The 21,034-nt window shown below is 63.1% G+C and carries 16 protein-coding genes; 7 read left to right on the forward strand and 9 right to left on the reverse strand.

From position 1 onward, the window contains the following. Nucleotides 1–35 precede the first annotated feature (35 nt). Together ABIE49_RS18535 and ABIE49_RS18540 are read left to right on the forward strand one after the other, a co-directional pair. Nucleotides 36–1,274, forward strand: coding sequence for an MFS transporter (locus ABIE49_RS18535; RefSeq protein ID WP_192735555.1), 1,239 nt, complete (start codon nucleotides 36–38; stop codon nucleotides 1,272–1,274). Between the two features lie 79 nt (nucleotides 1,275–1,353). Continuing rightward, the gene (locus ABIE49_RS18540) at nucleotides 1,354–3,096 is read left to right on the forward strand and encodes an N-acyl-D-amino-acid deacylase family protein (protein WP_192735556.1); all 1,743 of its coding nucleotides are present in this window, start codon (nucleotides 1,354–1,356) and stop codon (nucleotides 3,094–3,096) included. 85 nt (nucleotides 3,097–3,181) lie between these two features. On the opposite strand, the gene ABIE49_RS18545 is transcribed toward ABIE49_RS18540, so the two are convergent. Further along, nucleotides 3,182–3,373 carry a hypothetical protein gene (locus ABIE49_RS18545; RefSeq protein ID WP_192735557.1) on the reverse strand — a complete coding sequence of 64 codons (192 nt, stop codon included), beginning with the start codon at nucleotides 3,371–3,373 and terminating at the stop codon, nucleotides 3,182–3,184. Nucleotides 3,374–3,545: 172 nt separating this feature from the next. After that, a complete protein-coding gene (locus ABIE49_RS18550; RefSeq protein WP_192735558.1) occupies nucleotides 3,546–4,838 on the reverse strand; it encodes an enoyl ACP reductase FabMG family protein in 1,293 nt (430 codons plus the stop codon). A gap of 167 nt (nucleotides 4,839–5,005) precedes the next feature. On the opposite strand from ABIE49_RS18550, the gene ABIE49_RS18555 reads away from it, so the two are divergent. Next, on the forward strand, nucleotides 5,006–5,578 hold the full coding sequence (locus ABIE49_RS18555) for an outer membrane protein (protein WP_192735559.1): 573 nt from the start codon (nucleotides 5,006–5,008) through the stop codon (nucleotides 5,576–5,578). A 33-nt stretch (nucleotides 5,579–5,611) separates the two neighbouring features. On the opposite strand, the gene ABIE49_RS18560 is transcribed toward ABIE49_RS18555, so the two are convergent. The 4 genes from ABIE49_RS18560 to ABIE49_RS18575 all read right to left on the reverse strand — a co-directional run bounded on the left by ABIE49_RS18560 (nucleotide 5,612) and on the right by ABIE49_RS18575 (nucleotide 9,827). Further along, entirely contained in the window at nucleotides 5,612–6,652 is a 1,041-nt protein-coding gene (locus tag ABIE49_RS18560) for an N-acetylmuramoyl-L-alanine amidase family protein (RefSeq protein WP_354066871.1), read from the reverse strand. Between the two features lie 111 nt (nucleotides 6,653–6,763). Further along, entirely contained in the window at nucleotides 6,764–7,873 is a 1,110-nt protein-coding gene (locus ABIE49_RS18565) for a hypothetical protein (RefSeq protein ID WP_192735560.1), read from the reverse strand. Between the two features lie 18 nt (nucleotides 7,874–7,891). Then, nucleotides 7,892–8,551: a glutathione S-transferase family protein gene (locus ABIE49_RS18570; RefSeq protein WP_192735561.1), complete on the reverse strand. Its 660-nt coding sequence runs from the start codon at nucleotides 8,549–8,551 to the stop codon at nucleotides 7,892–7,894. A gap of 4 nt (nucleotides 8,552–8,555) precedes the next feature. Continuing rightward, the gene (locus ABIE49_RS18575; RefSeq protein ID WP_192735562.1) at nucleotides 8,556–9,827 is read right to left on the reverse strand and encodes an MFS transporter; all 1,272 of its coding nucleotides are present in this window, start codon (nucleotides 9,825–9,827) and stop codon (nucleotides 8,556–8,558) included. Nucleotides 9,828–10,141: 314 nt separating this feature from the next. On the opposite strand from ABIE49_RS18575, the gene ABIE49_RS18580 reads away from it, so the two are divergent. From ABIE49_RS18580 to ABIE49_RS18595, 4 genes are all read left to right on the forward strand, one after another. After that, the gene (locus tag ABIE49_RS18580) at nucleotides 10,142–10,816 is read left to right on the forward strand and encodes an ABC transporter ATP-binding protein (RefSeq protein WP_192735563.1); all 675 of its coding nucleotides are present in this window, start codon (nucleotides 10,142–10,144) and stop codon (nucleotides 10,814–10,816) included. Beyond that, the gene (locus ABIE49_RS18585) at nucleotides 10,813–13,275 is read left to right on the forward strand and encodes an ABC transporter permease (protein ID WP_192735564.1); all 2,463 of its coding nucleotides are present in this window, start codon (nucleotides 10,813–10,815) and stop codon (nucleotides 13,273–13,275) included. The genes ABIE49_RS18580 and ABIE49_RS18585 overlap by 4 nt, the downstream gene beginning before the upstream one ends. After that, nucleotides 13,265–14,350 carry a lipocalin-like domain-containing protein gene (locus ABIE49_RS18590; RefSeq protein ID WP_192735565.1) on the forward strand — a complete coding sequence of 362 codons (1,086 nt, stop codon included), beginning with the start codon at nucleotides 13,265–13,267 and terminating at the stop codon, nucleotides 14,348–14,350. Before ABIE49_RS18585 ends, ABIE49_RS18590 begins: the two co-directional genes overlap by 11 nt. Nucleotides 14,351–14,512: 162 nt before the next feature. Next, a complete protein-coding gene (locus ABIE49_RS18595; protein ID WP_192735566.1) occupies nucleotides 14,513–14,905 on the forward strand; it encodes an MAPEG family protein in 393 nt (130 codons plus the stop codon). 145 nt (nucleotides 14,906–15,050) lie between these two features. Here the strand turns inward: ABIE49_RS18595 and ABIE49_RS18600 are convergent, their stop codons facing one another. The 3 genes from ABIE49_RS18600 to ABIE49_RS18610 all read right to left on the reverse strand — a co-directional run bounded on the left by ABIE49_RS18600 (nucleotide 15,051) and on the right by ABIE49_RS18610 (nucleotide 20,794). After that, nucleotides 15,051–16,241: an ABC transporter substrate-binding protein gene (locus ABIE49_RS18600; RefSeq protein ID WP_192735567.1), complete on the reverse strand. Its 1,191-nt coding sequence runs from the start codon at nucleotides 16,239–16,241 to the stop codon at nucleotides 15,051–15,053. A gap of 189 nt (nucleotides 16,242–16,430) precedes the next feature. Continuing rightward, nucleotides 16,431–19,586 (reverse strand): efflux RND transporter permease subunit, encoded by a 3,156-nt coding sequence (locus tag ABIE49_RS18605; protein ID WP_192735568.1) that lies wholly within the window; start codon nucleotides 19,584–19,586, stop codon nucleotides 16,431–16,433. Continuing rightward, entirely contained in the window at nucleotides 19,583–20,794 is a 1,212-nt protein-coding gene (locus tag ABIE49_RS18610) for an efflux RND transporter periplasmic adaptor subunit (RefSeq protein WP_192735569.1), read from the reverse strand. The genes ABIE49_RS18605 and ABIE49_RS18610 overlap by 4 nt, the downstream gene beginning before the upstream one ends. Nucleotides 20,795–21,034: the final 240 nt, after the last annotated feature.

Below are 21,034 nucleotides of genomic sequence, written 5' to 3' on the forward strand. Positions count from 1 at the left end.
CCGGGCCGTAGATCGAGACGGGGTTTGACGCTGATATGGTCGATGTTCTGACCGCACCGCAGCACGTGAAAGCGGACAGTTCTCTGCGCACGCTGGCGGGAATCTCGGTGGCCCATTGGGTCAGCCATTTCCATATCTTCGTGCTGCCGATGCTGTTTCCTTATCTGAAGGCACAGCTCGGCGTCGGCTACATCGAGCTCGGCTTCGCCCTGACCGTGTTCGGGCTGGTGTCTGGTCTCACCCAGGCGCCGATCGGCTATCTCGCCGACCATATCGGCGCCCGCAAGGTGCTGCTGATCGGCCTTTGTGTCGGCGGTCTCGCGCTGATCACGCTCGGCATGAATCTGAGCTACACGTCGCTGATTGTCTGCGCCGCGCTGCTCGGGCTCGCCAACAGCGTCTATCACCCCTGCGACTACGCCATCCTCTCGGCGCATATGGACGTAAGGCGGATGGGTCGCGCGTTTTCGATCCATACGTTTGCGGGCTTCCTCGGCGGCGCGGTGGCGCCTGCGATCATGGCAGCACTGGTGGCGTGGCTTGGCGGCCTCGGCGCGCTGATCGTGGCCGGCGCCGTCGGCCCTGTGGTGGCGCTGCTGTTGATCGTGGTCGGCATTCCCGATGCGAGCTCGGCCGACCGCAAAGTGGATGGCGCGACACCCCACAGGCAAAGCGTCATCACGCCGGCAATCATCATGCTGACCTTCTTCTTCATGCTGCTGGGCCTCTCCAACGCCGGCATCAGCAATTTCGGCGTGGTCGCGCTGATGAGCGGCTATGGCGTGACATTCTCCGCCGCCAATATCGCGCTGACGGCGTTTCTCGGCGCCAGCGCGGCGGGCGTGCTGGCCGGCGGCTATCTTGCCGACCGCACCACGCGCCACGGCCAGGTCGCCGCCGCCTGCTTTGGAATTAACGCGCTGATCATGCTGGTGATCGCGACGACCACCCTGCCGTCGGTGGTGCTGACCGCGGCGATGGGCATCGCCGGGTTCCTCGGCGGCGTGATCGCGCCCTCGCGCGACATGCTGGTGCGCAATGCCGCCCCTCCGGGTGCGGCCGGCCGTGCGTTCGGCATCGTCTCCACCGGCTTCAACTTCAGCGGCATTTTGAGCCCGCTATTGTTCGGCTGGATCATGGACCAGCACATGCCGCATTGGGTGTTCGGCGCCTCCGTCGCCTTCATGGTTTTGACGGTGCTGCTAGCGCTCATCACCGACCGCAAGCCGAAGACGCGGTCGGAGGGCCCGGTCACAAGCGTGATGCATTCCTGAACCTCAATCCCGGCGGTTGACTGCATCAGGGTATTACCGATGATGCAGTCAACAAAACTTCAACCCGGGATGAATCGCCATGACCAGTTCCCATGACCTCGTGATCCGTGGCGGCAACATTGCCGATGGCAAGGGCGGCGACCTCTATGAAGCCGATATCGCCATCTCGGGCGGCCGCATCACCGAGGTCGGCAAGGTTTCCGGGAAAGGCACGGAAGAGATCGACGCTCGGGGCAAACTGGTCACGCCCGGCTTTGTCGACGTCCACACCCATTATGACGGCCAGGTCACCTGGAGCCAGGAGATTACGCCGTCGTCGCAGAACGGCGTCACGACGGCGATCATGGGCAATTGCGGCGTCGGCTTCGCGCCGTGCCGGCCGAGCGACCATGTCCGCCTGATTCAGTTGATGGAAGGTGTCGAGGATATTCCGGAGCCGGTGTTGAGCGCCGGCATTCCATGGGCCTGGGAAAGCTTTCCGGATTACATGGAATGGTTGTCGAAGCGAAACTTCGACATGGATGTCGGCGCCCAACTGCCGCACGCGGCCTTGCGCGTCTACGTGATGGGCGACCGCGGCGCGCGCCGCGATCCCTCCACGCCCGAGGATAACAAGGCGATGGCGGCGCTTGCCGCCGATGCCGTGCGCGCGGGCGCACTCGGCTTCTCGACCTCGCGCACGCTCAATCACCGCACCTCGACCGGCGACTACACGCCGACCTTGAAGGCCGGCGAGGACGAACTGACCGCGATTGCCGCCGCGATGCACGGCCAGGGCCGCAGCGTGCTGCAGTTCGTGCTCGACCTCTCCACCATCAATGAAGATCTTCCGATGATGCTGCGGGTGGCAGAGAACACCAAAATTCCGGTGACGTTCTCGATCACGCAGAACGACAAAGAGCCGCAGCGCTGGCGCAAGACGCTCGACATGATCAGCGCAGCATCTGCGCGCGGCCTCGACATCACCGCGCAGATCCCTGCGCGTCCGGTCGGATTGATGCTCGGACTCGAATTGTCGCGCAACCCGTTCCAGACTCATCCGAGCTACAAGGCGATCGCCCACCTGCCGCTGGAAGAACGCCTGAAGCGCCTGCATCAGCCCGAGATGCGCAAGGCGATCCTGAGCGAGCATGCGACCGCGACCGACGACCCGCTATTCTTCCGCCCGAACTACGACAAGATGTACCTGCTCGGCAATCCGCCGGATTACGAACAGCCGCCGGAAAACACGCTGGGCGCGCAGGCTCGCCGCCAGGGCCGGCAGCCGGAAGAACTTGCCTATGAGGCGATGCTGACCGACGACGGCCGTGGCATGCTCTATGTTCCGTTCCTCAATTATTCCGACGGCAATCTCGATGCGACCCGCGAGATGCTGCGCGATCCGCATTCGGTGCCGGGCCTTTCCGACGGCGGCGCGCATTGCGGCATCATTTGCGATGCCAGCTTCCCGACCTATCTACTGACGCACTGGACCCGTGACCGCAGCCGCGGCGAGAAGCTCTCGATCCCGTTCGTGGTCGCGGCGCAGTCGCGCAAGACCGCGCTCTCGGTCGGCCTCTATGATCGCGGCGTGATCGCACCTGGCTTCAAGGCCGACGTCAACGTCATCGATTACGACAAGCTGCATCTGCATCCGCCGAAGGTGCATTACGATCTGCCGGTCGGCGGCCGCCGGCTGATGCAGCAGGTCGACGGCTATGATGCCACCATCGTCTCTGGAGTAGTGACGCAGCGCGGCGGCAAGGCCACCGGCGCACGCCCCGGCAAACTGGTCCGCGGCGCGCAGGGATCGCAACCGAAGTTTGGCGCGGCGGCGAGCTGACGCGGGATTGGCCAGCGCAATCGAAGTCGAGCGCGTCACCGCGCTTCGATGCCATCATCGCATGCTTGTACCCGGTCGTCGCAGATCAGCCGCCACCAAACTTGGACGGATCATCGTATCTCGGGGTCTGGTCCATGAGCACGGGCGGAAAGCGTGGGTCCACCGGCTGGACGGCACGAACAATGACATGCCGCTGCTTGGCGTGATGCACCTTCTTTGCGGCGCTGGCAGAAGCACTAAAGGCGATCAAAAGGCCCAGGGCCAAAATAAAACGCATCGCAAATTTCCTTTAATCACCCCCGCTTCCCATGTGTGGCCCCTACCGCACTGCCGCAATCTGTGACGGCTTCAAGATCGCTCAAATCGGGGTGATCGCAAGGCACAGGCGCACGCCCGGGGCAAACCGGTGCGCGGGGGCAAGGGTGTCACGACCGAATTTTGGACCAGCGTCAGGCCTTGGTTGCAGCCTGGGTGACAAATTGATGGCCGACCCACCATACCGGCTGGCGGGGATTCAATGCCTCATGCAGCATGGCGTATCCGCAGGCCTTGAACACGATTTCACTCAGCGCCGCCGTGAGAAGCTTGCGGCCGTCCTTGTGCATGTCGATAATTGCTTTCGACGTGGCGTGCATCAATTCCATCTGCTCGGGGCCATTGTGCTGCGGCCATTGTTCGAACTTGGTCCAGCGCTGGATAATGTCTGACCGGAAATAATTGTCGGTGAGTTCGATCAGTGCCTCAAGGCTGTGTTCGGGTTTCAGCAGGTCAGCACACTCGGCCAGAAGTTTCTTGGTGACCGGATGATCGGGCGCCTCTTTCTTGAAGGCGGCGAGGAGCGGATAGAGCGCCACTTCAACACCCAGAAAGATCGAGCTTGAATTGGTCAGGATCTCCGGCGCATTGAAGACGCTCGCTTTCACGCCGTCCGCGGTCGCGCGCCGCGCGATATTCTCGAGTTCGATTTTCGCAAAACCCTGCAGGTAGGGTGAATAGCTCTGCCAGTGATACTCGCCGGCAATCAGAATCTCGGTGCCATGATAGCCATAGGCCACGTAGGAAACCTGACCGCCGTTTTTGGCGACGCTGTCGCGTAGCCCGGCACTCAGTTCGATCAGATCCGAAAGACTATTCGCGCTCACATCCATAAAGCTCATTTCGCAGAGCCGGCCGAGGTCGCCTTCCCAAAACTCCTTGGAAGAGGTAGCGGTCCCTTTGAAGACCCGGTTCATGACGGGCATCATGATCTTCGCGCGCGGAACGCCGCCGGCCATGGTGTGAGCGATCAGGACCTTGGCGCCGTCGGGAATTTGCTTTTGCAACTCGACCAGATATTGCTGCACGCGCGCGCGAAAATTTTCGCGGCCGGCTTTGCGCGACTCTTCCACCTGCGCAAGATCAACCGTGGCCTTGTCCCACTCGCTGAGTTTTAGACCCTTGAGCTGGTCGCAGGGGCTGAGACCCTTGCTCGATTTTGCCAGGTCGAATCCGCACTCCAGGGGAACGTTGACCAGCGGCTGGTCTTTCTCGGCCAACTCCTCCGCCGTCAAAGGCCGCAACTGCTCATTTTCATCGCGGCGACCGACCGTGCCATAGATGACTGTCATCCCGGCCTTCTTGGCTTCATCGATCAGGCCGTTGACGTAACCTCGGGCAAAGACCTCGCCGAAAATGACCAGAACGTCGTTTTTGCCGTAGCCTGAAACGGGGTTGACCTGACGAAGCGGCTCGAACTTTTGCACGCGGATATCCTTGGCTGGAGAGGTTCTTCGAATACTAACAAATTGACCGGTACCAAGTACATCGGTTCCATCCTGGACCCAAGCATGAACCTAAGTATCGATAGGGCGCCGTGCTGGCGTTCCCGATACCTGGAGGGTATGATTGGGGAAGTTTGGCGATGGTACGGATGTCGATTTTTGCAGGCAGATTAGGTCTCGCGCTCGTCCTGGCGGCGCTCTGTCTGGGCGGGCGGACGGCCCATGCCCAGGCCGCCCCCGTGCCCTATTGGAGCCCGAGTTGGCCCCTCGGCTTTGGCGGGACCTTGCCCTCCGACCAGGACTCCCCGACGCGCTACAATTTCCAGAACGGCATGTTTATCAGCGGCACCAGCATTCCTGCGGGAATGAACTGGAACGGCATCAACCAGGCTGGAGCGTTCGGCAATTTCGGCTCGCTCCGTTACGAGGGCATGCAGGCCGGCTACAATTTCGGAAGCGCGGGCGGCCTGCCCGTTTCGCTCTATGCCGGCTTCGAAACCTTGAAATACGATAGCGGCATCGGCGGCCCGTTTGCGGCGTTCGACAAGAAGTCCGGCACGCTGCCGGGTTATCGCGCGAATGCCGGCATCGAATTCCAGCCGGCGCCGAATCTCAGCCTGTCGCTCGGCTTCGGCTACACCCAGCGATCCCAGAGCACCCCCATCGACAGTGAAATCAATTCGCTGCCTGGCGCTTCGATTATCCCCAGCGCTCCCCGCTGACGCAGGGCTTTCCGACTGACGCCGTCGCCGCGATCACAGCGGTCCGAGGATGCCCCATCGACGATCGCAATATTCCTTGATGGCCGCGACAACACCGCTGCTGATGATGCCCCGGCGTTCGGCTGAGTCCATCTGGAGCTCTTCGTCCCGGTTGATGATCGAGCCCGCCTCCAGCAGCACGGCCGCCATCCTGGTCTTTTTCAGCACGATGAGCTTGTCATAGCTGTAGACACCGGTCTCCTTGTTCAGCAGCGGATGCTGGTAGCGGCCCATGATGGGCTGCGAATATTGCTCGGCATATTTCAGGCCCTGGGCCTTCATTTCCTTCGCCAGCAGTTCGGCGATCGAGAGGCTCGCCTTGTATTCCGGGTTGTTGCTGGAGACGAACACGGAATAGCCGCTGAAGCGGTCGCTGAAACGGCTTTTCCTGCCGCCGAACTCCCAGTCCTCGAGAAATTTCTTGGGCACGGAGTCATGGTGGATCGACAGGAACAGATTTGCGGGAAGATTATTCGCCGCGGCGACGCGCTTGACCAGGCTGGCCCTCGCCTTGCCTTCGGTCAGCAGCAACTTCGTCTCGGTAAAGCCTTCGGCCTTCAGCTTCTCCTCGATCCGCTGCGTCAGCCGCAGATTGTAGACGAACTCGGAAACGTTGCGGGCGCTGATCGCGCCTTCCGACTGGGCGGTATGCCCCACATCCAGAACGATCCGGAACTTTGACGGTTCGCAAGTTGTTGCAACCGCCTTCGAAACCGGCGACTTGGCCGCCACCTTCGGGGCAACAGCCTTCGCCGTGCGGCGCTTGGGCGCGGCGGCAGGCTTCGCTACCCTGGCAGGCTTTGAAGCAACCGGCTTTGGCGCGGCGGCGCGCTTTGGCGATGAACTCTGCTTTGGCGCCTGACGCTTTGGCGATTGAACTTGCTTTGACGTGCCCTTGAAGACATCAGACAGCCAGCCGGCATGGCTGGCCTCGACAGGCAGAAGCAGCAGGGCCGCCATCGCGGCGACGATGGTGCGGCGGCGGGGCCAACCGCCAAAGCCTGACTGGTCGAATGTTTTCCTTACCGACGGCAATCCCCACTCTCCCCCAGAGTGACTTCCATGCGCGCTTCATGACCGCATCGGACAGCATCGGCCGGGAGTATGAACCATGAGTTACCGGTTGCAAGGTTCCACCGGCCGGCTTCAGACCTTTTGCCCCGCCTTGATCTCCTTGAACCTGGCAAGCGCCTGTTCGAATTTGGCATTGAACAGCCACATCGCATCGAGGATTTCGCGCATGGTTGCAGACGTCCGTGCCCTGTCGGCCTGCCCAAAGGTGAAAACGCTGTTGTTCCGCAAGAATCCCATGATCCTGGGATCGGAAACCCGGTAGTTGAGTAAATTGCCTGACTTGAGCGCGGACTTGGTCGGCGCGGGAATAATCTGGATCAGCTCGAACAGCTTCATCTGATCGATCGGGTCCGGCAGCGTCTTCACGATCGACGGCACCTGCGGGAAGACTTCCGCATGCGCGTTCATCAGGGCATCGCGCACCGAGGTCCAGTGGTTGAACCGGTGATCCATATTGCCGGCCCGCGCCTCCTCCTTGTCGTCGCGCTGGATCAGCGCAGGATCGAACGCCGCGATCGACGGCTTTATCGTCGCCCACTTCCTGCGGCCGTTTAGATCTTCCGATGTGCCGGTTTGCAGGCTGCCCTTGTACTTGTTCGAGCGCGCATTGCCGATGGTTTGATTGCCATTGGTCTCGGCAAAGAACAGCCCGAGGCTGATGCGGCCCGCCGCCTCGGCATTGACGGCATCGAGGCCTTTGGCGCGCGCAATCGCCGTTCCCAGATCGACGACGTCCTTGAACGGGGTATCTGATTTCTGTGCGCTGGCGGGCGGCGCCTGCATCACATCGAAAAGCTTCCTGTACTCGTCGAGCAGCGGCTCGGTAGCCACGTTGAAATAGGCCGGCGGAATTTCGTACTTGTTGGGCCCGCCGATTTTGGACGGCATCGCGTCGGTGAGATCCTTGTAGGCGCTCAGCATCTTGTTGCGCGCCAGATAGAGCGCCTGTCCCGGCAGGTTCGGCAGCGGCTGCTTCGAATTGATCTGCGCGCGCCGCTGTCCCAGGATCGCCTCGAAGTTCTTTACCGCATCATTATACGCATTGAGCGCGTCCGATTGGTTCTTCGTGAGTGCACCCTGCGCCATCGCGATGCCTGTGAAACCGATAGCCATCGGCAGCGCGAACGACAGCGCGAGCGCAAGCGCCGCCACGGGCGACCCGCCAAAAATTCTGATCCCCATGGCCGTCTCCCAACGCCGCTATGCCGGCCGGTTCATCATCAACCGCAGATCCGATCCCAACGGCATCAGCTCATAGGGCGGCTTCCAGCCCGGCAGCGCCGCAAGGCGCTCGCGCCAGGCATCCAGCGCCGGATAATCTGCCGCGATGTCGAAGCCGGTCTCCTCCGGCGGATAATAGACATACCCGGCCAGCGAGAAATCCACGATGGTCGGCCGGTCGCCGAGCATGAAGGCGCGATCCCTGAGGTGTTTGTCGGCGATTGCAAAACTCGACTCGGTCCGCGCGCGCAGGAACGAAAGGATCGCCGGATGCACCGGCTCCGGCATGAACGATCGCTGAAACCGGTGCATTGCATGGTTGTTGGTGAACTTGTGATTATCGAACATGATCCAGCGCAAGGCTTCGTATCGCTCGTCGGCGGCGGGCGCGAAATGGCCGGTGGCTTCTGCGAGCCAGACCAGGATCGCACCCGATTGCGACATGAGCTGCCCGTCGACTTCGAGCACGGGCACCTCGCCCATCGCATTGGTGCCGGCGCGCCAGTTCGGATCGCGGGTCGCACCGCCGGCGAAATCGACCCCGACCGGCTCCCAGTCGAGGCCGGCGCAGTTCATGTAGAGCGCCAGCTTGTAGGAATTTCCCGAGGCGCCGATGCAATGGAGCTTGTAGCGGGCCATTGGCTCACGCGAACTTCGGTTGTGCGGCCTGGGCCAGCAGCCGCGCCCGCTCGCTATTGGGCCACAGCAGCAGCAGGCCGAGCAGTCCCGACGACACCATAACGACCGCGTTGATGGTGAAGCCGGTCAAATAGCCGTCGAGCGGCGTCGCCGCGTGCTTGATGACGCTGCCCATCACGAGGGGAGCGATAATGCCCGCCAGCGTGTAGATCGCGCCATAGATCGCAATCACGGCGCCACGCTGCTGCACCGGCGTGAACTCGCCGAGCATCGGCGGACAGACGACATAGATCGAGCCGCACAAACCGGAGCCGACCACGAGCAGCGCGATCATCGTTCCGCCCGGTGCGGAATACGGCATCATCGCGAGAATCAGGCCGCCGATGATCAGCGGCACCGAACCCAGCACACCGCGTGCGCCGCGGGTGGTAAAGCCCCGCGTCAGCATCACCTGCGAGATCCAGCCCGTGAGCAGCACGATCACGGCGCCGAACACCCAGGGCAGCACCGAAATCCAGCCCGCATCCTGTTGCGAAAAACCGAGCCCCTGCACGATGAAGGGCGTGAACCAGGTGAGACCGAGCGACAGCGCCCAGTAGGCCCCGAAGGTCGCGGCACAGCAGCCGATGAAGGTTCGCGAGGTCAGGAGCTGAAAATAGGGAACGCGGGGATCGGCGGCGGCCATCGCGACCGTCTGCACCAGCGGGCCTTCCTTTCCCATGATCAGCCACGCCACCACCCACATCAGGCCGACGACGCCGAGCGCGCCGAACGCATAATGCCAGCTGTGATTGACGATGATCCAGTTCAGCGCCGGCACCGCGAGGATCACGCCGAAGGCCGAGCCCTGCGACAGGATCGCGGTCGGCAGCGTACGCTTCTCGTCCGGAAACCATTTGTAGACCGCATGCACCGCGACTGAGAACGCCGGGCCTTCGCCGGCGCCGAGAATGATGCGGCAGATCAGCAGCGTCGTGAAGCTGACGGTGCCGACCATCGGGAACTGTGCCACCGACCAGACCACCGCCATCGCCAGCAGAACCCAGCGGGTCGGTACGCTATTGACGATGAAACCGACGACGATCGCCGAGATCGAAAACAGCAGGAAGAACGAGGAGCCGAGCGTGCCGAACTGCTCCGCATCGAGCTTCAGTTCGGTCATGATCGGCACGCCGGCCAGGCCGACCACGATCTTGTCGGCAAAATTGACCAGCATGAACAGAAACAGCAGAAATGTGATTGTCCAGGCGCCTTTGGGCGTCACATGTTCAGTCATGGCTGCTACCCCAAGTTTACCGTTGCCGATTCAGTGACTTCGGCATGCGATGCTAGCCATGGCCTCCCCGGCAAGGCAACTGCGCATTTTGACCGGAAGCGTGCCCTGCAACTTTGCGCCTCCTGATGCGCACCGTTACAACCGGATCACGATCCCGTCGTCCCTGATATTGAGGCCGTGATCTGATATCGCGGTCCTGATATGTTGCAGGGCATCATGCCAGGGGAATTTCATGGTCCGTTCGATCTATCGCCACATCGACATTTTGGCCAAGCCGGCTTTCCGCACGCGCCGGAAGCTCGCGTGATCAGCGCATGACCAACGGCGAATCGATCGTGCTCACCGTGAACGGCCTGACCAAGAGCTACCGCGCCGCCGGCGAGGAGGTCGCGGTGCTGCGCGGCGTGAATCTTTCGGTGGCCGCGGGTGAAAGCGTCGCGCTGACCGGTGAATCCGGCAGCGGCAAGAGCACGCTGTTGCACCTGATCGCCGGCCTCGATGCCGCCGATGGCGGCGCGATCAGGCTCGACAACGCGCTGGTCTCCGAGCTCACGGATGCCGGCCGCGCCGAACTGCGCCGCGATCGCCTCGGTCTCGTATTCCAGCAATTCAATTTGATCCCGAGCCTGACCGTCGAGGACAATCTCAAGTTCCAGTCGCGCATCGCCGGACGGCACGATGATGCCTGGCATCGCGAGTTGGTGGAGCGTCTGGGCCTGAAGAATTTCCTGAAACGTTATCCCGAGCAATTGTCCGGCGGTCAGCAGCAGCGCGTTGCGATCGGCCGCGCGCTGGCGACAAAGCCGCTGCTGCTGCTCGCGGACGAGCCGACCGGCAATCTCGATGAAGCCACTGCCGACGAAGTGCTGGCGCTGGCGCGTGACCTCGTGGCGCGCAGCGGCTGCGGCTTCCTGATGGTGACGCACAGCGCGCGGCTCGCCGCCACGCTCGACCGCCAGGTCAATCTGCACGCCGGGGTGATCGCGTGAAACGCGCGCTCTGGACGCTCGCCGTGCTCTTGAGCCATTGGCGGCGGCATCCGATGCAGCTCGCGACGTTGCTGATCGGCCTGATTTCGGCGACCGCGTTGTGGAGCGGCGTGCAGGCGCTCAATCAGCAGGCGCGCACCTCCTATGACCGCGCCGCCGCCACATTCGGCGGCACGCGGACCGCGATGCTGGTCGGCCGCGACAGTCCAGCCTTCCCGCAACAACTCTTCGTCGACCTGCGCCGCGCCGGCTGGCCGGTATCGCCGGCGCTCGAAGGCCGCATCCAGATCGGCGGACGCTCGTTCCGCCTGCTCGGCATCGAGCCGGTGACGTTGCCGCGCGAGGTCGGCAGCGCACCCGGGGTCGAAACCGCCAATCTGCAAGCCTTCATGACGCCGCCCGGGCAAATGCTGGTGGCGCCGGAAACGCTTTCCGATCTCAAGCTCACCGAGGGCGCCACAGCCGTCACCAATGGCGGCGTGACATTGCCGCCGCTGCGCGTGCAGACGCAGCTGGTGCCCGGCGTGCTGGTCGTCGACATCGGCATCGCGCAGACCCTTTTGAACATGCCGGATCAGTTGTCCCGCCTGCTGATCGGCAAGGCCAAAGGCAAACACCCCTCGCTGGAAAATGTCGTCGGCGACAAACTGCGTCTGGTTGCGCCGGACGCCGAAAGCGATCTCGAACGGCTCACCGACAGTTTTCATCTCAACCTCACCGCATTCGGACTGCTGTCGTTCTTCGTCGGCCTGTTCATCGTCAATTCCGCCATCGGCCTTGCCTTCGAGCAGCGCCTGCCCACCTTGCGCACGCTGCGCGCCTGCGGTGTCTCGGCGCGGATGTTGAACAGCGTGATGGTGATCGAACTGGTGTCGCTGGCGCTCCTCGCAGGCCTGATCGGCCTCGTCTGCGGCTACCTGATCGCGGCGACATTGCTGCCCGACGTCGCCGCATCCCTGCGCGGGCTATACGGCGCGCAGATCCCGGGACAGTTGACGCTGAAGGGCGAATGGTGGCTCGCCGGCATCGCCATCAGCATTCTGGGCGCGCTCGCCGCCGCGGCGACCAGCCTGACCAAGGCGCTTCGTTTGCCGCTGCTCGCCACCGCGCAACCCTATGCCTGGCAACAGGCGCAGCGCCGCTGGCTGATGTTCCAGAGCGCGGTGGCGCTCAGCGTATTCGCCGCTGCCGGCGCGTTCTTGCTGTTCGGCGACTCCCTGGTGTCGGGCTTTGCCGTGCTCGCGGCCCTGCTCCTCGGCGCCGCGCTGATCCTGCCGATGCTGCTGGAAGTCGTGCTCGCGTTCGGCCAGCGGCATGCGCGCGGCCCGCTCAGCACCTGGTTCTGGGCCGACAGCCGTCAGCAGCTTTCGGGATTGTCGCTGGCGCTGATGGCGTTGCTGCTCGCGCTCGCGGTCAATGTCGGCGTCGGCACCATGGTCGGCAGCTTCAACCGTACGTTCCTGGTCTGGCTCGACGGAAGGCTGGCGGCGGATGTCTATGTCAGCGCGTCCAGCAATGCCCAGGCGACCGAGATCAGGAATTGGCTGCGCGAACGGCCCGAGGTCGAGGCGATCCTGCCCGGCGGCCGCGCCGACACCCAATTGGCAGGGGCGCCGCTCGAAGTGCTGGGCCTGCCCGATCACACCACCTATCGCGACAGCTGGCCGCTATTAGAGTCGGCGCCGAACGCCTGGACCAGACTTCGTCCCGGCACGACCTGCCTCGTCAGCGAACAATTGGCGCGACGCCTGAAGCTTTCGATTGGCGATCGCATCGACATTCCGGCGCCGGGCGGCAACTGGACGCTGGAAATCGTCGGCATCTATGCCGACTACGGCAATCCGAAGAGCCAGATCGCGGTCAACTATGCCGCGCTGACGCGACGTTTTCCGGAGGTCCCGCTGACACGGATGGGTTTGCGCGTCGCACCCGGCCAGATTCCGGCGCTGATCACGGCTTTGCAGGAAAAGTTCGGGCTCGACGATCGCAACGTCGCCGATCAGGCGACGATGAAGGCGGAATCGAAACGCATCTTCAACCGCACCTTCTCGGTGACGGCGGCGCTCAACGCCTTCACGCTCGGCGTCGCCGGCATCGCGCTCCTCACCAGCCTGCTGACGCTGAGCAATTCGCGGCTGCCGCAGCTGGCGCCGCTATGGGCGATCGGCATTACCAGACGCAGGCTGGCCGCGATCGAGCTCCTCAAGACGATGTCGGTTGCGTTGATCACCGCGCTGTTCGCGCTGCCGCTGGGCCTCATGGTGGCGTGGTGCCTGCTCGCGATCGTGAACGTAAAGGCCTTTGGCTGGCGTCTGCCGTTCCACGTCTTCCCGGCACAATTGCTGTGGCTGGTCGGCGTCGCGATGGCGGCCGCGTTTTGTGCGGCAGCGCTTCCGGTGATGCGATTGGCGCGGATGCAGCCGGCAAGCCTGATCAGGATCTTTGCCAATGAGCGGTAGCGGCCTGATATCCCGCCGTGCCTTTGCGAGCGGCGTCCTTCTAGCCTCGCTCAGCGGCAAGGCGTTGGCGCAGGGCTTTGCGGGCTTAGGCGAAAGTGCCAGTGGTTATGCCGCCGTCATCCCCGGCCAGACATTTTCTTTTCCGGCCGATCACGGCCCGCATCCGGAATTCCGCATCGAGTGGTGGTACGTGACCGCCAATCTTGCCGATGGCAACGGTGTCCCTTATGGCGCGCAGTGGACCTTGTTCCGGCAAGCGACAAAGCCGGGCACGCAACGGGAAGGCTGGGCCAATCAGCAGCTCTGGATGGGCCATGCCGCGGTGACGCGCGCCGACACCCATCGCACCAGCGAGACCTTTGCCCGCGGCGGCGTCGGTCAGGCTGGCGCTGACGCCAATCCATTTCTCGCCTGGATCGATTCCTGGGAAATGCGCGGGCTTGATTCCATGAGCGCGACCAACATGGCGCCGCTCGAACTCAAGGCCTCAGGCGCCGATTTCAACTATGCGCTGCGCCTCGATGCCGACCGGCCGTTGGTGCTGCAAGGCGAGGCCGGCTACAGCCGCAAATCGCTGCGCGAGCAGGCCTCCTACTACTACAGCCAGCCGCATTATCAGGCAAAAGGGAGCCTCACCATCGACGACAAAACGGTCGATGTCACCGGTCAGGCCTGGCTCGACCGCGAATGGAGCAGCCAGCCGCTGGCCTCCGACCAGAGCGGCTGGGACTGGCTGTCGCTGCATTTCAAGACCGGCGAAAAGCTGATGCTGTATCGGATGCGCCAGACCGACGGCCAGCATTACGGCTCAGGCAAATGGGTCGCCCGCGACGGCAACACCGAGCCGCTCGCTTCAGCAGACATCAGTTTCACGCCGCAGGCTTACACGGAGATCGCCGGCCGCAAGATCCCGACCTCATGGCGCATCGCCATTCCCAAACTCGCTGTCACGATCGACTGCACGCCGCTCAACCCGAAGAGCTGGATGGGAACGAATTTTCCCTATTGGGAAGGCCCGATCAGCTTTCGTGGCAGCCACACCGGATTAGGCTATCTGGAGATGACGGGGTACTGAAACGTCATTCCGGGGCAATGCGAAGCATCGAACTACGACGTGCTATTGCACATCTGAGAATCTCGAGATTCCCCGGTGCGCAATTGCGCACCTGAGGTCTGGTGCTAACGCACCATCCCGGAATGACGGCTAGGACCGTTCGTAAAGAGGAATCACCCGCCAATGTACCACTTCACCGCTCTCGTGACCTGCCTTGCCATCCTGTTCTACTTCTTCACTTCGATTCAGGTCTCGAAAGCGCGCAGCGCGTTCGGCATCAAGGTGCCGGCGACGTCTGGCCATCCGGATTTCGAGCGCGTGTTCCGCGTCCAGATGAACACGCTGGAATGGATGCCGATCTTCCTGCCGTCGCTGTGGCTGTTTGCAATTTACATCAGCGACCCCTTTGCAGCAGGGCTCGGCCTGGTCTGGATCGCCGGCCGCCTCCTCTACATGTTCGGCTATTCGCAGGCCGCCGCCAAGCGAGGCCGCGGCTTTGGCATCCAGGCGTCGGCTGCGATCGTGCTCTGGGTAGGGGCAACAGGCGCGATCGTGTGGCGGATCGTGCAGGGGTGAGTGTCGCGCAACTCCCTCCCCACGTCGTCCCGGCGAACGCCGGGACTCATACGCCGTGCAGAAGCGTTAAGGCAAGCTGGCAGACACCTTCTGCAAACAACAGCCGCCGGTGGTTATCGGTCCCGGCGTTCGCCGGGACGACAAATCACTTCGTCAGCGGGCAGCCCGAATCCTTGGCGTTCGGAAACGCCTTGTCGCCGGGGACCACGGCGAGCTGCTTGTAATAATCCCACGGTTTCTTCGACTCCGACGGCTTCTTGACCTCGAACAGATAGAGGTCATGCACCATGCGGCCGTTTTCGAGCACCTTGCCTTGCGCGAAGAGGTCGTCGACCGGAAGCTCCTTCAGCTTCTTGGCGACGGCCTCGGTGTCCTTGGTGCCGGCCGCCTTGACCGCCTTGAGATATTGCAGCGTCGCGGAGTAAGTGCCGGCCTGGATCATGTTCGGCATCCGGCCGGTGCGCTTGAAGAAGCGGTTGGCGAGGTCGCGGCTCCTGTCGTCGCGATCCCAGTAATAGCCTTCGGTCAGCACCAGGCCTTGCGCCGCTTCCAGCCCGAGGCCGTGGACTTCGGCGAGCGTCAGCAGCAGGCCGGCGAGCTTCTGTCCGCCCCTGACGATGCCGAATTCGGCCGCCTGCTTGATCGAGTTGGTGGTGTCGAGACCGGCATTGGCGAGCCCGATGATTTTCGCCTTTGAACTTTGCGCCTGCAGCAGGAACGACGAAAAATCCGACGAGTTCAGGGGAATGCGGACCGCGCCCAGCACCTTGCCGCCCTTTTCCTTGACGAGATCGCCAGTGTCTTTTTCCAGCGCATGGCCGAACGCGTAATCGGCGGTCAGGAAGAACCAGCTGTCGCCGCCGGATTGCACCAGCGCCCCGCCGGTGCCGACCGCCAGCGCGTGGGTGTCGTAGGCCCAGTGGAACCCGTAGGGCTGGCAGGCGTCGCCGGTGAGGCGCGAGGTGGCCGCGCCGACGACGATGTCGATCTTCTTCATCTGCCTCGACAGATCATGGATCGCGAGCGCGACCGAGGACGTCGTCAGCTCCGTGATCATGTCGACGTTCTCGACCTCATACCAGCGCCGCGCGATCGCGGTGCCGAGATCGGGCTTGTTCTGGTGGTCGGCGGAGACGATCTCGATCTTGTGGCCGAGCACCTCGCCGCCGAAATCCTCGATCGCCATCTTGGCGGCCTCGAACGACCATTTGCCGCCGTAATCGGCATAGACCCCGGACTGATCGTTCAGAATGCCGATCTTGACGCCCTGCGCCGAGGCCGATCCGGCGAACAAAAGACCGCTCAATGCTGCGGCCGCCAACAAACCCGATTTCATATCTGTCTCCCGGCAGTTCTTGGTCTTGGAAATTTCAGGTTAATGATATTTTATAACCCTGCGGCGGCCCATCTATTCAAGTCAGCCAATAGTCTTGAGTTATCCGTCACCCCCGGATGAGCGCTCTTGCGCTCACCGAGAGAGCGCGAAGCCGTTACGCGGGGGTGACGGGAATAGTTCCGCCCGCGATCACACCGCGGCGACGTCCTTTGGCTTCTTCGGATCGGCCAGCCCACGGACGATCATGTAGAAGATCGGCGTAAAGATCAGGCCGAACAGCGTGACGCCGATCATGCCGAAGAACACCGCGACGCCGACCGCCTGGCGCATTTCCGATCCCGAGCCGGACGAAATCACCAGCGGGAGCACGCCGAGAATGAAGGCGAACGACGTCATCAGGATCGGCCGCAGCCGCAAGCGGCAGGCTTCGATCACCGCCTCCAGCCGCGGCTTGCCTTCAAGCTCGATATCGCGCGCGAATTCGACGATCAGGATCGCGTTTTTCGCCGCCAGCCCCACCAGCACCACGAAACCGATCTGGGTCAGGATGTTGACGTCCTGCCCCATGATCCGCACGCCGATGGTGGCGGCGAGCAGGCACATCGGCACGATCAGGATCACGGCGAACGGCAGGCTCCAGCTGCCATATTGCGCCGCCAGCACCAGGAACACGAACAGCACGCAGATCGGGAACACGTAGAGACCCGCATTGCCGCCGGTGACCTGCTGGTACGAAAGGTCGGTCCATTCGAAGGAGAACCCGCTCGGCAGCGTGTCCTCCGCGAGTTTCTTCATGGTGTTGATCGCGGTCGTCGAACTCGTGCCCGGCGTCCCTTCGCCCTGCAGTTCCGCCGCCGGATAGAGATTGTAGCGCGCCACCCGGTCGGGGCCGGATACGTCGCGGAAATCCACCACGCTGCCGAGCATCACCATGTCGCCTGCGGCGTTGCGGGTGCGCAGCCGCGCCAGATCCGACGCTTCCTTGCGGAACGGCAGGTCGGCCTGGGCCGTGACGTGATAGGTGCGGCCGAACAGGTTGAAGTCGTTGACGTAGGTCGAGCCGAAATAGGTCTGGATCGTTTCGTTGACGCCGGAGATCGGCACGCCGAGCTTCTGCGCCTTGACCCGGTCGATGTCGACGAAGAGCTGCGGCGTGTTGGCGGTGAAGGGCGAAAACACCTGCGTCAACTCGGGCGCCTTGCGCGCCGCGGCGACAAGCTCGTCGTTGGCGGCTGCCAGGAGTTCGGGGCCGCGGCCCTGGCGATCCTGGACCCGCATGGTGAACCCCCCACCGGTTCCGATGCCAGGCACAGGCGGCGGCGGAATGACGATGATGAAGGCCCCCTGGATCGCGGCCAGGCGCTGTCGCAGATCCGCGGTGATCGCCTGCGCGGTCAGGCCTTTCTTCAGACGCACTTCCGGTTCTTCGAATACCGGGAAGAGGGCCGCAGCATTACCTGACTGCGTTCGGGTCGCGCCCGAGAAGCCGGCGAATGCCGCGACGCGAATGATGCCCGGGGTATCTAGCGCCGTTTTCTCGATCTGGCGGACGATATCGGTGGTGCGCGCCAGCGATGCGGCTCCCGGTAACTGCGCCGATATGATGACGTAGCCGCGGTCCTGGGCGGGAATGAAGCCTTGCGGCGTGATGGCAAGCAGCCATCCGGCGCTGCCGATCAACGCCACATACAAGAGCAGCATGACGGTCGAATGCCGGATCACGAAGTTGGCCGCATTGGCATACCCGTGGGACAGCCGGTCGAAAGTCCGGTTGAAGACGCCCGCAAATGCGTCCCAGCCGCGGGCGATGAAATTCCAGCTCGCCGGCGGCTTCTTTTCCGCGTGCGGCACCAGGATCAGCGAGGCCAGCGCCGGCGACAATGTCAGTGAGCAGAAGCAGGAGATCGCGGTCGCCACCGCGATCGTAACGGCGAATTGCTGGAAGAACTGTCCGGAGATGCCGCCGAGGAATGCGGTCGGGACGAACACCGCGCACAGCACCAGCGCAATCGAGACCAGCGCGCTGCCGACCTCCTCCATGGTCTTGAGCGCCGCATCGCGCCGGCTCATGCCGTGCTCGAGGTGCCGCTCGACATTTTCCACCACCACGATCGCATCGTCGACCACGATGCCGACCGCGAGCACGAGCCCGAACAGCGTGAGATTGTTGATCGAGAATCCGAGCGCCGCCATCACGGCGAAGGTGCCGACCAGCGACACCGGAATCGCGATGATCGGAATGATCGCCGGACGCCAGCCCTGCAGGAACACCAGCACGACTATGACGACGAGGATCATCGCCTCGTAGATCGTCTTGATCAGTTCGTGGACCGACTGCGCGATGAATTCGGTGGGGTTGTAGCCGATATTGTAGTCGAGGCCCTTTGGGAAACGGGTCTTCAGCTTCTCCATGGCATCGGTGATATTTTTCGCGGTCGCCAGCGCGTTCGAGCCGGGCCGCTGCGTCACCAGCAGCGCCACCGCCGATTTCCGCAGCAGGAAACTGTTGGTCGAATAGGACAACGCACCGAGCTCGACCCGCGCCACGTCACGCAGCCGCACCGTGCGGCCGTCGGCGCCGGCCCTGACCACGATGTCCTCGAACTGCTTCCGATCTTTCAGCCGGCCGGTGAAGGTGAGATTGGGCTGGAATGCGCGGTCGGCGATCGGCGGCTCGCCGATCTGCCCGCCCGTGATCTGCAGGTTTTGCGCGCGGATCGCAGCGATCACCTCGGCCGAGGTCAGTCCGAGCGTCGCGATGCGGTCCGGGTCCAGCCACAGCCGCATCGAGTAGTCGCGGGCGCCGAACATCTGGATGTCACCGATGCCATCGAGGCGAAGCAGCTCGTCGCGCACCTGCAGCAGCGCATAGTTGGAGATGTAGAGCTGGTCAAAACTGTCGTCCGGCGACAGCATGAACACGACCATCAGGATGTCGGGACTGTTCTTGCGGGTGACGACGCCGTTGCGCTGCACCTCTTCCGGCAGTCGCGGCTGCGCGATGGCGACGCGGTTCTGCACCAGCACTTGCGCCTTGTCGAGATCGGTTCCGAGCTTGAAGGTGACCGTGATGGTGAGATTGCCGTTCGACGTCGCCTGGCTATAGAGATACAGCATATCCTCGACGCCGTTGATCTCCTGCTCGATCGGAGCTGCAACGGTGTCGGAGACGGTCTGCGCGGTAGCGCCGGGATACTGCGTGGTGACGACGACGGTCGGCGGCACCACTTGCGGATATTCCGAGACCGGCAGCGTGGTGTAGGCGATCGCGCCGACGATCAGCAGCACGATCGACAGCACCATCGCCAGGATGGGCTGGTTGATGGAGAGCCGGCCGAGGTTCATGATTTGCCACCGGCCGGCGCGGTCTGCGGCGTCACCTTCGCTCCGACCCGGGCGCGCTGGATGCCATCGACGATGACGCGATCTTCCGCCTTCAACCCCTCGCGAACCACGCGCAAGCCTTCGTCAAGCGGTCCGAGCTTCACAGCCCTTGCTTCGACGGTGTTGTCATCCTTGACGACAAAGACGATCTTGCGCGACTGGTCGGTGGCGATGGCCGTGTCCGGCAGCAGCAATGCCTCGTAGGGCGAAGAGCCGATCAGCCGCACGCGGCCGAATTGCCCCGGCAAAATCGAGAAGTCCTTGTTGGGAATGACGGCGCGGCTGCGCAGCGTGCCGGTCGAGACATCAAGACGATTGTCGAGAAAATCCATCTTGCCTTCTTTCGACGGCTTGTCCTCGCCGGTCAGCGCGACTTCCACCGGATTCGGCGTGTCGCGCGAACTCGGCCGCTTTCCCTCGAACCACAGCCTGTTGTTCTTGAGATAGGTCGCCTCGTCGACGTCGAAATAAATGTAGATCGGATCGAGCGTGACGATCGAGGTGAGCAGCGTGGCAGTGCCCTCGCTGCCCTGCACGAGATTGCCGGGGCTGACGAGATGGCGGCCGACACGGCCGGTCATCGGGGCCAGGACGTGGGTGAATTCGATATTGAGTTTCGCCGCCTTCAGCGCGCCATCGGCCTGCATTTCCGCGGCATGCGCGGCCTGCAAGGCCTGGCGGCGCTGATCGACGGTTTGTTCGGAGACCGCACTGGTCTGGACCAGATTCAGCGCGCGATCGAGTTCGCGCTTGGCAAGCTCCACTTTGGCCCGCGAATCCGCGAGCTGGCCCTCGGCCTGCGCGGCGACGGCCTCGAAGGGGCGGGAATCGATCGTGTAAAGCAGATCGCCGGCGCGCACGATGGCGCCATCGCGGAATTCGACGGTGTTGACGAAGCCGCCGACCCGGGCGCGCACCTGCACCTCTTCCAGCGCCTCGAAGCGCCCGGTGAATTCATCCCAATCCGTGACGGTGCGCTTCACCGGCTGTGCGACCGTAACCGGCGGCGGCGCGGCCGCGGCCGGCTGCGGCGGCTTGTCGCCACATCCGGACAACGCCAGCGCGGAGACCAGGATCAGCGGCGAGAGGTTGCGAAGCGCAGGATGGAAGACTCGACGGCCCTCCGGTCGGACCGGACGATTCCGTTTTTCAGTCGCGCTCAATTCCATCTGCTCGATCTCCCCTGGCACTTCCCGACATCCCGATCGATGGAGGCGGCTGCCGCTCCCCGGCGGAGGTCACAGATGTGACTGGTTCCCAGTCTGTTCAAGAAGGCGATGGGATCAAGCACAATCGTTATGCATGGCGGACGATCACGCCTTGCGCCGCTGCGGGGTACTGGCTCGCACGTATGGGACAGAAGCGCTGGCCTGAAGGAAAATTGCCGATGGCGCGATTACCCCAGCGTT

The organism is Bradyrhizobium sp. OAE829 (assembly GCF_040546575.1).
Taxonomy (GTDB): domain Bacteria; phylum Pseudomonadota; class Alphaproteobacteria; order Rhizobiales; family Xanthobacteraceae; genus Bradyrhizobium.